Here is a 14,225-nt window from a genome sequence, read left to right as displayed (position 1 = left end):
TGCCCACAATTCGTCGTCAATGATCGGCGCTTGCATCCCCTCGGTCTCCGTTCTCTGGACGACTGAGGTTAACATCGCGCCGCGAAAGTTAACAGACCATCAAGGTTTTTTTTGAACTGGCCTCTTACTCAGTTCTCCCTTGAGTGCACGACAACCGATACGCCAGCAATTGCGCATTGCGCGACTTTCACTGGAGGGAGGAGATGCCACGACCTGCACTCTCGCGTAGGAGAGATCGTCTGCCAACCCGGCTATCGGGATTTTGACTTGAAGCGCACTTCTTGTTTGACTCACCGCGCCATCGCGGCACGCGACGAGCGCTTTCAGTGTGTCCGCGTGGCAAGCAATGTGATCCAGATGGTCGTTCGGCGGGCGTGTGGGCCCGCCCTCGATCATGTCGGCACTCTGCCGCGCGAGTTAGACCGCCATTTCGGCCTGTGGCCCGTTCTGCCAATCCCGAAGACCGCTTCCCTTCGCATGCCTTATCGATGCCAAGAGCGATGTATGAGCATTGGTTCTGGACCAGCGCACAATTACGACCTGCCCGCGAACGTCCAGAACCATTTTGCGTAGGGTACATGCAATGCGACGACGAGCAGACCCTCAATCGCACCGGCACTTCCCACCTTAAAACCCAGCGCCCAACTAGAACCGGTACCCGACAGAAACGAAACTCACAATCGGATCAATCTTTAGCTTGGTTGAACTTGTAACGGTTCCAAGCGAAGACCGTGTTGTGAGCGTTGCTCTCGTTGACAGCCAGGCATACGAAACGGAAACACCGACCGACCAATGTGAGTTGACGTTGTATGTCAATCCCGCGTTGACAATCGGTGCAAGTGAACTGCTGAGTGATACGGATGTCGGACCCTCCAGCTTCGCGTCGAGTGTTGGAGAAGCAAGAAATTGACCAGTGGCGATCGGACTGTTCAACTCGATGTTTTTGAACCAGACGTAGGTGACGCCCGCGCCGACGTAAGGACGCAGGCGTGCTGTCGGCTCGCCAAAATGGTATTGAGCCAGAATCGCAGGGCTCCAGACCCTTGCGCTGCCCAGATTGCCGAGCGCCGCAAGCGAACCCGTTCCGCTAAGTTGCAGCTTTGGTGGTACGCCAAGGAGGGTTTCGACCGCAATGTGATCCGTTACAAAATATGTGGCCGTGATGGCGAAGGTGTCAGCATCAGATACAGCCGCGCCACTGCCAGGGACCGTTGATGATGCACCGAGTGCATTTACCGTCAACGGCTGACTCGAGTCCTGAGGCGCGAGGTGAATCCAGCCAGCATTGAGCATCCATTGATTTGCCGATTGAGCATGTGCTCCCCCCGAAATTGCAAAGAGCGAAAAGAGTAAGGCCGAGCTGCTACGCTTCATATTGTCTCCAGTTAAGATCTTATAGAGAAGCGTCGTCCTGGCGACGCTTTTAAAAAATGCTGGAAACGAGCCACGTTCCGCCGTCAGCGTATCGGTCTCGACAGTGGCTTGTCCGTTGCCGTGGACTAACAAGGGCGTAACTTCCGGCGTTATTCGCGGAAGATTTCCTTAACGAACGGTTTAACTTAGTAATCCATAGTTACGTGGGCTAGCTGAAGCCCATAGTCAGACAGAAGATCGCCCTAGCGATTTCTTAGCTTGTCAATCAGTCTTACGCCTGCATTGGCCGCAGCGCGCTTCAGCGGTGCGAGTGAACTAACGTCCCGCGCACGCGCCGGAGCGACCACATCTCCCGCACTTACGAACCTCGGAAACAGATGCAGTGCGTTCGTGCGATCGATATCAGTACGCGCGCTAGCGTCCCAGACAGTAGAGTGCTCAAGTGTGTCGCGCTGCATTGCCGTTACGGGCGCTGGAGCGAACGGAAAATCGCTGCCAAAAAGGATCTGGGACGGTTCGACGAGTTCGCGCAATGCGGCCTGCGGATAGGCAGCAGGGGACAATGCCGTATCGAAGTAGAACTTGCGAATGTATGTCAGCATCCCGGCCGGTGCCTTCGACGCGACGTCCGGCATCAGGTTGGCAAGCGACAGCCGCCACGCGACGTAGGGGAGAAAGCCTCCAGCGTGGGCCAGAATCCAGCGAATATGCGGAAATCGCTCCAGCGTTCCGCTAAGGATAAGGTTGAGTGCCGCGCGTGTCGTATCGCAGAGAAATTCGATCAGGAACCCGGGTGCGTCCAGACCGAGCTCCTCGCTCGAGCGATGCAGATTCGGGTGGACAAAGACGACCGCCCGCCGGCGATCGAGCTCCGCCATCAATTCGTCAAACTGCGGGTCACCGAGAAATTTTCCCTCGGTGCTCCCAAGAAGGACAACTCCGTCCGCCTTCAGGACATCCAGCGAATAGACCGCCTCTTCACACGCATGCATCGTAAATGGCATCGGAAGCACCGCAAACGAGCCGAAGCGGTCTGGATCTTGATCGCGAACAGCCGCCGCATATTCATTACATTCGCGTGCAAGCTTGCGTGCCTCCTCAACATCCCCGAAATAGACTCCGGGCGCCGAGACTGACAGCAGGGCGCTCTGGATCGAATTGGCGTTCATCACGTCCAACGACGCGCCGACGCTCCAGTCCGGAAGCGCTGCACCGGCTACCTTGTGCAAGCCATGCCTGGACATCGCCTGCCGATAGACAGGAGGGACAAAGTGATGATGAACATCGACGCGATTCACACCAATCTCCAACGTTTTCTACAACTGAGTTAACGCACAGGACCTAAAAGACCCAAGGCCTAAGCACGTGCCTTCGACAGGTCCAGTGCCACGTCGACAATCATGTCTTCCTGGCCGCCAACCATCCTCCGGCGCCCCAGTTCCACAAGAATGTCCACGGTCTTCAGGCCGAACTTCTCAGCGGCACGCTCCGCGTGACGCAGAAAACTCGAATACACACCTGCGTAGCCCAAAGCGAGCGTTTCGCGGTCTACGCGCACCGGCCGATCCTGGAGCGGGCGCACGATGTCGTCGGCTGCATCCATCAACTGGTAAAGATCAGTGCCATGATTCCAGCCCAGACGCGCGGCCGCCGCTATGAACACTTCAAGCGGTGCATTGCCAGCGCCTGCGCCCATCCCCGCGAGACTGGCATCCACACGATCGCAGCCCTCTTCAACTGCGACGATCGAATTCGCTACGCCAAGACTGAGGTTGTGGTGGGCATGAATGCCAGTCTGAGTTTCGGGATTCAGCACATCCTTGAATGCCCTCATCCGCTCCCGAATATCGCTCATGGTCATCGCTCCACCCGAGTCAACCACATAGCAGCAGGTCGCACCATAGCTCTCCATCAGCTTTGCCTGCCCTGCCAGTGCCTGGGGCGTTTGCATGTGACTCATCATCAGGAAGCCCACGGCTTCCATGCCGAGTTCACGTGCATAGTGAATGTGCTGCCGGGAAATGTCGGCCTCGGTGCAATGCGTGGCAACACGCACGATCCGGGCCCCGGCATCATAGGCAGCCCTCAGGTCGTGAACGGTCCCGATGCCGGGCAGCAGCAGCGTAGCGACCTTCGCGTGCTTGACCACGCTGGCGACTGCCGCAATCCACTCGACGTCAGTATGCGCGCCAAACCCATAATTGAAACTGCCGCCCTGGAGACCGTCGCCGTGCGCGACCTCGATCGAATCGACCCGCGCTGCGTCGAGCGCAATGGCGATCTGCTTTGCCTGCGCCACGCTGTACTGGTGGCGGATTGCGTGACTGCCGTCACGCAGTGTCACATCGGAGATGTAAATTTTCTTGTCCATCGGCGGAACTCAACTATGGTTGGCCAGCAAGCGGGCGGCGATCTTCTCCGCCGTTGTCCTGGCGGCGCTCGTCATGATGTCGAGGTTGCCTGCGTAGGCGGGCAGATAATGCGCAGCCCCCTCGACTTCGAGAAAGATCGAGGTCTTCAGGCCGACGATGCGCTCGCCGACACCGGGAATCCGCAACGCCTGATCGGCGTCGATCCGGTCGAACTGCACGCGCTGCTTCAGGCGATAGCCAGGGACATACGACTGCACGGCAGCCGCCATGCGCGCCACCGATTCCTCAATCTGGCTTTCGTCGGCATACTCGCTCAACGTGTACACCGTATCGCGCATGAGTAGCGGCGGCTCCGCGGGATTAAGCACGATGATGGCCTTTCCCCTGGCTGCGCCACCGACCGTCTCGATCGCCCTCGATGTCGTCTCGGTAAATTCGTCGATGTTGGCGCGCGTGCCGGGTCCCGCGCTTCGGCTGGAGATGGATGCGACGATTTCTCCATAGTGAACCTTCGCGACCTGGGACACTGCGGCGACCATCGGAATTGTGGCTTGACCACCGCAGGTCACCATGTTGACGTTGGGCGCGTCGAGATGGGACTCGCCGTTTACGACCGGAATGCAATACGGTCCGATGGCAGCCGGTGTCAGGTCGACGAAGCGGATGCCCGGCTTCAATGCGCGCAGGAATGCGTCATTGTGCGTGTGCGCCGAGGCCGACGTCGCGTCGAACACGATGTCAATGTCGGCGAACACGGGCATCCGGGCGAGTCCTTCGACACCCTCGTGCGTGGTGTCGACACCCATGCGTGCGGCGCGCTGCAATCCTTCCGAGGCAGCGTCGATGCCCACCATCGCGCCCATCTCGATGTGTTCGCCGTGACGCAGTACCTTGATCATCAGATCGGTGCCAATGTTGCCACTGCCAACGATGGCGACCTTCAGTTTGCTGTTCATTAATCCCGTCCTCAAAGCAGGCGGCAGTTGACGCCGCCGAGTGCGCCTATCTGCGCATGAATTACGTCGCCCTCGCCGAGCGGAACCATGGGGCCGAGCGCGCCGGAAAGTATGACGTCTCCCGCGCGCAGCATTTGCCCTCGACTAGCCATCGTGCGCGCGAGCCAGTAGACAGCGCGCAGCGGATGGCCAAGACACGCTGCGCCTGTTCCCGTGGATACAGTCTTCCCATCGCGGGTCATCGCCATACCCAGGTCGCCCAGCGACAACTGACCGATAGCGACCGGTTGATGACCAAGCACGTACAGACCACAGGACGCGTTGTCCGCAACGGTATCCTCGAGCGTAATGCGCCAGTCTGTGATAGCGCTGTCTACGATCTCCAGCGCTGGAACCGCGTATGCAAGCGACGAAAGCACCCTGGCGTAGGTTGGCGCGTCGTCTTCGATGTCGCGCCCGACCACGAAGGCCACCTCCGCTTCGATTTTCGGTTGCAGGAGGCGGCTCACTGGAACGTCGTCCCCGTCGAGATATTCCATATCGTCGAAGAGCACGCCGAAGTCCGGCTGGTCGACGCCCAGTTGGCGCTGTACCGCGACTGATGTGAGACCGATCTTCTTGCCGACGATGCGCCGGCCTTCGCCCGTTCGCGCGACGGCGTTTACTTCGGCGACAGCGTAGGCGGCCTCCAGACCGGCGATGCCAAACCGCGTGGAAACGGGATCGACGGGCGCGCGCGTTGCGCGCGCATTGCGCAGTGCGGCGGCCGCCGCATGAACGGCAGTATGATCAAGCGATTCAGACATGACAGGTACGTAAGGTAAGCAAGGTTCAGGCAGCTTTTGCAACAACGGGCACGCCCGCCGACGGGCATGAAACAACTCCGCGCGTGCCTGCCCGCATACCGAGCTGGTTGCGAAGTTCCGCGATCGTGCGATTGAGTTCGGTGACTGGGACCACGGCGAAGGTAAAGCGATCGGGCCTCAGAATCGCTACGGCCTCCTGACTGAAGCCAGCTTTGGCGAACCACGCGATCATATCTCCGTCGATATCCTCGACCTCCGTCGGTCCGCTCCGGTTGTCGCGCTCGACACCGCTGAGTCCCTGCGGCCGTGCGCCATAGGGATAGAGCGTGATCGCCTTCGCCGATAGCGCGCCTAGTGTCTCGGCAGATGACTCATCAATATGACGGTATGGATCAACGTTGAGTCCTACCAGCGAAAACCCATGGCCGAGAAGATCATCCATCCGTCGTCTCGAACCGTCGAACATGCGCACCACCGGCTGTGGTGCGAGCGCGCCCTCTGGCCCACGGCGGCGGCTGCGCGGCATACCGAGATAGGCGTTCTTTTTATAGACCGGCATCGGCTTGAAGCCACCATCCTGAAACCAGCGTCTTAGCGGGGGTACTGCCCGAATCACGGCGAGGGAAATATCGCGCAGCAACGTCGCGAAGAGATTCCTGGCCGAGACAACGTTCTTGAGCAGGACTGACGCGTCGATCATCGCCTTTGCGTGAGCGTGACGCTCCGACTGATAGGTATCCAGAAGCGAATCACCACCGAGGCCTCGCAGTAGCAGGTCGAGTTTCCAGCCAAGGTTATACGCATCCCGCACGCCCGAACTGGCGCCCTGTCCCATGAATTGGGGTGTCATATGCGCAGCGTCGCCCGCCAGAAGGATCCGGCCGTCCCGCCACTTTGCAGCGATCAATGCATTGAACGTATAAACAAGCTTGCGTTTGACGTTGAACTGGTCAGGATCGACGAACATGGAAAGATACTTCCGGACCGTTTCGGGTCTCTCCATGTTTTCCTTTGTTTCCCCAGGCATCAGCATGAACTCGAACCGGTGGAACCTGTCAGGTTGAACGCAGCTCACCACGGGCAGCTTTGGATCGACCACAAAATTGAAGTAAGGCAGATGACGTAACGCATCAGTACCTGCCTTGCGTTCAAGATCCACCACGAGCCATGGCTCCGGGAAACTCCGCCCGCTCATGTCAATGCCCAGCTTCGTACGCACGATGCTGCGCCCGCCGTCCGCGCCAACCATGTAGCGTGCGCGCACTGATCGGATGTCTGGATCGGCGTCGACGCGCATACGCGCATCGCTCATGTCGCTGAACCGGGCTTCACGCGTGGCCTGATGAACGACGCACACACCGCTTGAATCCTGTGAAAAATCGACGACTTCGCGCCCCCTTCGCACCTCGACGTTTGAGTAACGTGCAAGGGTTTTGGTCAGCGTCGTTTCCAGATACGGCTGGTAAAAGAAGTTGATGACTGGCCAGCCGAACGGCCGTTTGCGCGGCATGTACTGCGTGATCGGCGTGCCGTCCGGACGCACCAGTTGCACCGGTGTCTCCATCATCATTTGCGACTGCACCTCGTCGGCAACGTCGAGGTACTGGAAAATGCGCATGCATTCGTCGTCGGTGTACACCGCGCGGGCATTGCCGTAAAAGACCGGCTCGCGCTCCAGGACGACGACACGATGGCCGGCCCGTCCGAGCATATGCGCCAACACGAGGCCAGTGGGGCCCAATCCCACGATCGCGACATCGCAGGCATCGTCCAGATGCGCTACGCTCATGACTGCTCTCCTTGTACTGTGAACTCAGGGTGCATCAACGATGCAAGACCACGGCGTAAGCGCCCCAGTCTGACTCGCAGGCTCAGGTTTTCGGGACGATGCCCCCACAAGCTGATGCCCTGGTACGTCGTGGACTGCCATGTGCGCTCGTCCACCACGATCGGATTCCAACCCAGTTCGATTTCGAACCCGGACGGCGTTTGAACGTAGAAGGAAAGCTCACGGTCATTCGGATGCTGACCAATGGCATTGGCGATCGGATAACCCATTGCGCGGCACCGCAAATAGCCCTGTGTGACATCATCAAGCGATGCGCACTGAAGATTCATGTGGTGAATCTGGGTACGCAGTGGATTCAAGCGAAGACCGCGCGTCGATGCGGTCGCGAGCGAATGGTGACGTTCGTTCAATCGAAGGAACGCAAAGTCAAGACTCATACCGTCGATCCTGTCTTCGATTTCATCGGAAAGCCTCGCGTCGAAGACCTTTTTCCAGAACGCCTGCATCGCTTCCGGCTGGCGCGTTGTGATTGCGACGTGCCCCATGCCGGCGGCTCCCGTCACGAAGCCGCTCGCTTTCATCTGCAACGGCAGGTCGCTGCGCAGTGCTTGCGTGAATAACTCCGTGCGTAGCTTCTTGGGACCGGCGAAGTACCAGAATCTGTGCACGCCTCGCAGGACGGCCTCTTGCGGGCTGCCCTCCTGGACCTTGATGCCGTACACCGCAAGACGCTTGCACGCAAGTTGCAGCGCATCTTCGTCGTCGAGTTGCCAGCCGATTGCGATCACGTCTTCCGCGACGCCTTCGCGAATGATCAAACGCCGCTGATGCGAATCGATGCGGCAAGCGAGCACTTTCGGCTCCAGGACATCGACGTGTAGTCCGAGTCCCTCGCCGACGAACTTTCGCCATTCTGCTAGCCGTGTCGATTCGGCCAGCAGGTAACCCATACGAACACGCCCGAACAGGCTTTTGGGCAAACGGCTTGGACTGGAGATGTTTGGCATGGCAACAAGCTCCGGGCTACCGCTTGCGGGAAACTTGCGCCCCGGCGTTGTCCTGTGCCAGGAACGCGAGCACGACTGCATTGAACTCGGCGGCTCGCTCCCATTGCACCCAGTGACCGGTCTTGCTGAACAGATACACATCGCAGTTCGGCAGGCGACGCTGCAGCGAATGCGCGCCGCTCGGCCGGTTGACCTTGTCCTCAGTGCCCCACAACACCAACGTGGGATTCTGCATTGACGACAGGCGCGGATCACGTGTGAAGTCGATCTTTCTAAACTGCGGAATGCCCTTGGGCCCGAGCAAAGGCGGGCTTGCAACGACCTCCGGGTCGATGCTCGACTGATACCGCTCCCGGATCACCGCTTCGGGAACAAGGCTGCCGTCATAGGTCAGGTCGCCGCGGATAAATGTCGTGAGCTTCTGGAGCGTCGGCCCTTCGCCCTTGTAGTAGTTCAATAGCCGTTTGAGACCCGGCGTGGGAAGTTGACGAGTCGTATCCACGCCGCCCGGCCCCATCAGAACGAGCCGGCCAACTGCCCAGGGGCGCTCCAACGCCATGCGCAGGGCACAGGCGCCACCGAGCGAATTGCCGATCACGTGGGCCTGCCCGATGCCTAGCGCATCCAGCATCCCCAGCATGCCGGCTGCCAGATCCCCAAACGGGTCGCCACGATCGACGCCCTTGGTCGACTTCCCGTAACCGGGCATGTCGGGCACGAGAACCCGGAAATGACGGGCGAGGACTTCCATGTTCCTCGAGTAGTTGGAAACGCCCGAAGCACCGGGACCGCCCCCGTGCAGCATCAGCACGACAGGGCCGTGGCCAGCCTCTGTCAGAAAGATACTTCGACCGCCGACCTGGACGGTGCGTTGGCTCATTGCAATTGCGGTAGTTGGGGCGTCCATGTGTGTCAACCGGTCCGGGTAGTTAGCTTGATATCGCTCATTGTATTGAGATATCTGTCATTATGACAATATTCTCGTTTTCCCTGGACGAGTGGCGGTGCGTGCGCCGTCCGCACCGTATAATCAGCACCATGAGTGAACACACGACCACTGACCACAGGCCCCGGGTTGCAGCGGAACGACGGGAACGTATGCGCGCGCGGCTGATCGAGAGCGCGATGCTGGTCTTTGCGGAAAAGGGCGTCGGCGCCAGCGTGATCCAGGAGGTCATCGCAGCGGCCGAGGTCTCGCAAGGGACGTTCTATAACTACTTCCGGACGAACGAGGAGCTCCTCGACGCCGTGACGCAGGAACTCAACGACGAACTGCTTCGCCTGATCGAGATTGAAGTAGGTTCATATGATGATCCCGCGCGACGAATCGCCTGTGGCGTGCGGATGTTTCTGCACGCGGCACGCACTTACCCGCTCCTTGCGCGCTTTATCTGCGCGGCCGGATTGCACGCCGCAGGACCAAGTAGCCTGATCTACGTCTATCTGCCCCCTCACATTGAGCAGGGACTGGCAACGGGGCGATTCCGGGACGTCACGGTCGAAGTGGCGCTCGATTTGATCGCAGGTACGGCGCTGGCGACAATAAAGCGCTTTGCAGAAGATGGCGCAGCGAGTGAGCAAACCGAGCAGGCAGTCGCCGCCATTCTCCGTGGCCTTGGGGTCAGCCGGTCGGGCTCCCAGGCGCTCGTGCGCGGCGAACTGGAGGCGATTGCGGTACCGCTCAACTCTCTTCTCGAACGCGGACACGCAAGGATGTTGAACAAACTCAAGTGACGTCCCGTTGAAGTCACTTCGGATCTCACTGCAGGCCGGATGTCTGGGCAACATCGTGTCCTGCGGCTCGGATTGGCGCTTCGAGCGAAGCGCAAGCCCCCTGGAACTGCTGGAATGATGGTTGCTCTGTCGTTGCAAGCCTGAATGCGGAGACAGCCTCGTCAAGCCTGCTGGCCTGCTCTTCGAGCGTACGTGCGGCAGCTGCTATCTGCTCGACAAGGGCGGCGTTCTGCTGCGTTGCCTCGTCCATCTGCACCACGGCATGACTGACCTGTTCGATGCCCCGGCTCTGCTCGTCTGAAGCCGCAGCGATCTGCGCCACCATACCCGAAACCCGCTCGATCGCCTGCTTCACCTCCGCCATCGTCGCACCGACTTCCGCGGCCTGAGTCGCACTCCCATGAATCAAGCTCACCGATGAGCCGATCAACGCCTTGATTTCTCGCGCTGCGGCGGCCGAGCGCTGTGCCAGGCTGCGCACCTCACTCGCCACGACCGCAAATCCCCGGCCTTCCGCGCCGGCCCGCGCCGCTTCTACAGCGGCATTCAACGCCAGGATATTGGTCTGGAATGCGATATCCTCGATCACGGCTGTAATTTCGGAGATCCGCCCGGAGCTATCCCTGACTCTCCCGATCGACTGGATCATCGACTGTACCGCGTCATTGCCCGCGTCAGCGACATTGGTCGCCCGCGTCGCGAGCATTTCGGCCTGCCTCGCGTTCTCGCTGTTTTGCTTCACCGTCTGGGTAAGCATGCGTCATGCTCGCTGCCGTCTCCTCAAGCGCGACCGCCTGTTCCTCAGTACGTGCTGAGAGATCCGCGTTGCCATCCGCGATTTGCGAGCTGGCGATGGAGACGCTTTGAGCATTGCTTCGTACCGCCGCGACGCTCTTCGCCAGACTATGCCGCATGAACTCGAGTGCTGCGAGCAAAAGACCAGTCTCATCCCGCGACGACGCGTGGACCGGCGCGCTCAAGTCACCGTCGGCGACCCTGTGCGCGACGCTCAGGGCTTCCTTCAATGGTTCGGTGATCGAGGGTGTCGCAAACCACGCCAGGCTTGCGCCAACAACCAGCGCAAGCGCCAGAACGCCCCAGACGACGACGCTCGTCTGCGCATAGGCTTGCTTCGCGTCCGCTGCGCCTTTCTGCGCTGCGGCCTCCTCAAACTGACTCATCGCCCTCTGCGCCGCCTCTGCCCTACCTTGTGCGTCGTTGCGATCGCCAAGCAGCAGCGCCGTTGCGTCCTGCGTCCTGCCCCCAAGCGCCAGCGCGACAGCGTCATTTACAAAGCCGGAGTAGTCGGACTGGGTCGATCTGACAGCAGCCAGCAGTGCGCGGCCTTCGTCCGTACCGACGAGATTGTCTAGCGCCCCCAACTGCGCCTTGATTCCGGCAGCGTCCTGGTCGAACGATACCTTGTCCCGTGCGCGCTCATTTTCGTCCGGTGAAAGGATGATTCTCAGGGCAAGGCGCCCCTGATCCGTTTGCAGTTGTGAAATCCGCACAGCCGCGAGCGCCTTCGGATAGAGAACGTTCGCGATCCGATCCGTGGACTGGTGCTGGCTGCGCAGGTTCGCAAGACCAACCGCGTCGACGAATATCAGTAGCAGCAGAAAGACGCAAAATCCCCCCCAAAGCTTGATTCCGATCTTTAGATTCTTCACTTCGGTCTCCCCCCGGGCAGACAGCGACGCCATCCCAGGCACACGCAGCGCGCCCACACGTAGTTTTCTGATTCCCTGCAGGCCACTTGCTGCGGGTCGCGTTGCGAATGCCAGCGCCTTAACGAAACACTGGAACGGCTCCCGACGCGGTTCGTCGGTCCCCCTGCTCCTTCATCACGCGGGCCAGCTCGGCAATGCGGGATTCACCTGCCAAAAGTGCTTCGATAGACGTGTGAACCGAATAACGGCCGAGACACAACGCATAGGGATGCGGGATGGCTGAGCCCAGGACAAAAACGGCGTCGTCCTGTCCTTCGGCTTGAAGCGTGATGGGCTCTTCTCCCTCCTTGAACAGCAACATTTCCCCTGCCTTGACTGGGGCACCCGCGTGCAAGGCGCCTTTGGCCAGCGCCAACCACCCGATGGAGTGACCCGCAGGCGGGCGGTAAACCCAGCGTTCGCCGACCCGCAGGGTAACCAGGAGATAGTTGATCCCAGCCGGCGCCGGCACGGGACTCGAAACCCCTTCATAACAGCCGATGACGACGTGCGCGGGGCCGACACGTGGTATGTCGCCGGCATCAACATAGCAACATTCGGGTGCCGCCTGTTCGAGCATCGGCGACAAAGCGAGCCAGAGCTGGAATCCCTTTACGCGTGATACGTCCTCAGGTGGCGACATTTCCTTGCCGTGCCAGACACCGCCACCAGCACGCATCCACTCTACGCCGCCATAGCCGATTGTTCCGGAACCGATGGACGGGTCTTCCCAGAGGAGCCGACCTTCAGTGAGCACTGTTACCGTGGCTACGCCCGAATGAGGATGAAGTGGCATGCCACCTCCAGCGGCCATCGCCTTCAGCATCGCGTGCTCGAAGTCGAAGATGTCCAGAAATACGAATGGCTTCAGAACCTGCCCAAGATCGGATGGACTCATCAACCGCACAATAGGTCCACTGCCGTGTCCTCGAGTGCGGTGTGCGATACCCCTTGGCGCGGTATCTGTAACGTCCTTGGGGCCCGCGGCCTCCACAGACAGCGCCTCTTTCTTGTTCATGGCTTTATTCATAGTCGTTGCCCCGCCTGCAAAGTTTCCATGCGACAGAATTGAACTGCGATTACCAGCGACGCGCGCCTTGCCAAACGAATCTTTCAGTGTCGCTGCCCGCGTAGTCGGGATCGAGATAGATATGCATGCGTCTGATCAGTCCGTCGGTATCAAACTCGTAGATGCTGCAGAAGCGCCCACCAGGTGTCTTGCCGCCAAACCAGAAAGAACCATCGTGATACGTACCCTCCGTCGTCCCTTCAGCGATGACAAAGTTCTCTCCCTCGAAAAATCTCATCGTCTCAATATCATGGGTGATCGTTCTGACCGTGCCCAGCAGCCCTTGAATGAATCCTGCAAATTCCACTCTCCCGCGTCCGAGACCGAACTTCGGAAAATAAAACTCGAAGTCATCCGAAAACAGCTCAAGCACGTCAGCGCGACCAGCGTCGGAGCGGATGAAGTACTCCTTCACGGTTCTGACGTTCTTCGATTCGCCTAGAGATTCAGACATGGCTAATGCTCCTTAAGAATACTGAGAACGCGTCACAGCGCAGAAAGATCCGGATTGCGTCAAACCGCTATCCTCTCTTATTGCGGCTTTTGATCGCACGGACGTTCAGCAATCGAGTGCTTTCAAGCGTGGGAAAGCGGGACCGGTTTGATTTCTGGACGTCCACCACACCTAGAATCGATAGCCGATCGACAAAAAGCTGATGAACGGATTGATTTTCACCTTCGCGGTTGTTGTCACTGTGCCCACTGCTGACCGGGTGGTGAGCGTTGCTCTTGTCGATAGCCACATATAGGAAAGTGAAATACCCACCGACCAGTGCGAATTGATGTTGTACGTCAGCCCGGCATTGACGAGCGGTGCGACCGAACTGCTCAGGGAAGCCGAAGTCGGCCCTTCGAGTGCCTTGCCGAGCATCGGCGAATAGAGCATCTGGCCGCTCGCCACGGGTTGGCTAAGCTGAATATCCCGGTACCACACATACGCCGCACCTGCGCCGATGTAGGGCCTGAAATGTGATGACGGATCGCCGAAGTGATACTGGAGCTGCAGTGCGGGACTCAACACACGAGCCGTGCCCAATTCTCCCAGTTGGGAAATTGATCCGGTTCCGCTCATCTGCAACTTGGGCGGCACGCCGAGGATCCCTTCCAGAGCAATGTGGTCGGTGAAGAAGTATCTGGCGGTGAGAGCAAACGTGTCGGAGTTGCCAACCGACGCCCCACTACCCGGAATCGAGCCCGACTGCCCGAGTGCGCTCACCGTCAAAGGTTGACTCGAATCCTGTGGCGCCATATGCAACCACCCGGCGTTGACGACAAACTGTCCGGCCGACTGTGCGTGGGCAGCCGATATCGATGCTATTGAAAGAACAATTGCCTGGCTAATGCGTTTCATGATGTCTCCACGTTTTATAATATGTAGTACTGAGTTAATCAATTACACAGAGCAACCT

Annotated in this window: 14 protein-coding genes; 1 reads left to right on the top strand and 13 read right to left on the bottom strand. The window is 59.3% G+C overall.

The features are described 5' to 3' along the window. Window positions 1-645: 645 nt before the first annotated feature. The 8 genes from AB4Y40_RS34845 to AB4Y40_RS34810 form a co-directional block, all read right to left on the bottom strand. Window positions 646-1,374, bottom strand: a complete 729-nt coding sequence (locus AB4Y40_RS34845) for an OmpW family protein (RefSeq protein ID WP_368691714.1) — start codon at window positions 1,372-1,374, stop codon at window positions 646-648. Window positions 1,375-1,616: 242 nt separating this feature from the next. Further along, the gene (locus AB4Y40_RS34840) at window positions 1,617-2,672 is read right to left on the bottom strand and encodes an amidohydrolase family protein (RefSeq protein WP_368691703.1); all 1,056 of its coding nucleotides are present in this window, start codon (window positions 2,670-2,672) and stop codon (window positions 1,617-1,619) included. A gap of 59 nt (window positions 2,673-2,731) precedes the next feature. Then, window positions 2,732-3,745 carry a 4-hydroxy-2-oxovalerate aldolase gene (dmpG, locus tag AB4Y40_RS34835; protein WP_368691702.1) on the bottom strand — a complete coding sequence of 338 codons (1,014 nt, stop codon included), beginning with the start codon at window positions 3,743-3,745 and terminating at the stop codon, window positions 2,732-2,734. A gap of 9 nt (window positions 3,746-3,754) precedes the next feature. After that, window positions 3,755-4,702: an acetaldehyde dehydrogenase (acetylating) gene (locus AB4Y40_RS34830; protein WP_368691701.1), complete on the bottom strand. Its 948-nt coding sequence runs from the start codon at window positions 4,700-4,702 to the stop codon at window positions 3,755-3,757. 11 nt (window positions 4,703-4,713) lie between these two features. Then, window positions 4,714-5,508, bottom strand: coding sequence for a 2-keto-4-pentenoate hydratase (locus tag AB4Y40_RS34825; protein WP_368691713.1), 795 nt, complete (start codon window positions 5,506-5,508; stop codon window positions 4,714-4,716). Window positions 5,509-5,533: 25 nt separating this feature from the next. Beyond that, window positions 5,534-7,297 (bottom strand): bifunctional 3-(3-hydroxy-phenyl)propionate/3-hydroxycinnamic acid hydroxylase, encoded by a 1,764-nt coding sequence (locus AB4Y40_RS34820; protein WP_368691700.1) that lies wholly within the window; start codon window positions 7,295-7,297, stop codon window positions 5,534-5,536. Next, window positions 7,294-8,304: a VOC family protein gene (locus AB4Y40_RS34815; protein ID WP_368691699.1), complete on the bottom strand. Its 1,011-nt coding sequence runs from the start codon at window positions 8,302-8,304 to the stop codon at window positions 7,294-7,296. The genes AB4Y40_RS34820 and AB4Y40_RS34815 overlap by 4 nt, the downstream gene beginning before the upstream one ends. Before the next feature lie 16 nt (window positions 8,305-8,320). Beyond that, entirely contained in the window at window positions 8,321-9,184 is an 864-nt protein-coding gene (locus AB4Y40_RS34810; RefSeq protein ID WP_368691698.1) for an alpha/beta fold hydrolase, read from the bottom strand. Window positions 9,185-9,402: 218 nt separating this feature from the next. Here AB4Y40_RS34810 and AB4Y40_RS34805 point away from each other — a divergent pair, with 218 nt between their 5' ends. Further along, entirely contained in the window at window positions 9,403-10,038 is a 636-nt protein-coding gene (locus tag AB4Y40_RS34805; RefSeq protein WP_368691697.1) for a TetR/AcrR family transcriptional regulator, read from the top strand. Between the two features lie 25 nt (window positions 10,039-10,063). Here AB4Y40_RS34805 and AB4Y40_RS34800 read toward each other — a convergent pair whose 3' ends face one another. The 5 genes from AB4Y40_RS34800 to AB4Y40_RS34780 form a co-directional block, all read right to left on the bottom strand. After that, on the bottom strand, window positions 10,064-10,795 hold the full coding sequence (locus AB4Y40_RS34800; RefSeq protein WP_368691696.1) for a methyl-accepting chemotaxis protein: 732 nt from the start codon (window positions 10,793-10,795) through the stop codon (window positions 10,064-10,066). Further along, window positions 10,713-11,708 carry a methyl-accepting chemotaxis protein gene (locus AB4Y40_RS34795; protein ID WP_368691695.1) on the bottom strand — a complete coding sequence of 332 codons (996 nt, stop codon included), beginning with the start codon at window positions 11,706-11,708 and terminating at the stop codon, window positions 10,713-10,715. Before AB4Y40_RS34795 ends, AB4Y40_RS34800 begins: the two co-directional genes overlap by 83 nt. A gap of 118 nt (window positions 11,709-11,826) precedes the next feature. Further along, on the bottom strand, window positions 11,827-12,765 hold the full coding sequence (locus AB4Y40_RS34790) for a pirin family protein (protein WP_368691694.1): 939 nt from the start codon (window positions 12,763-12,765) through the stop codon (window positions 11,827-11,829). A 61-nt stretch (window positions 12,766-12,826) separates the two neighbouring features. Next, window positions 12,827-13,270 carry a nuclear transport factor 2 family protein gene (locus AB4Y40_RS34785; protein ID WP_368691693.1) on the bottom strand — a complete coding sequence of 148 codons (444 nt, stop codon included), beginning with the start codon at window positions 13,268-13,270 and terminating at the stop codon, window positions 12,827-12,829. Between the two features lie 171 nt (window positions 13,271-13,441). After that, window positions 13,442-14,167 (bottom strand): OmpW family protein, encoded by a 726-nt coding sequence (locus AB4Y40_RS34780; RefSeq protein ID WP_368691692.1) that lies wholly within the window; start codon window positions 14,165-14,167, stop codon window positions 13,442-13,444. Window positions 14,168-14,225: the final 58 nt, after the last annotated feature.

Origin of the sequence: Paraburkholderia sp. EG287B, from assembly GCF_040965595.1 — a bacterium.
Taxonomy (GTDB): domain Bacteria; phylum Pseudomonadota; class Gammaproteobacteria; order Burkholderiales; family Burkholderiaceae; genus Paraburkholderia.
This window is presented reverse-complemented; position numbering and strand designations above follow the sequence as displayed.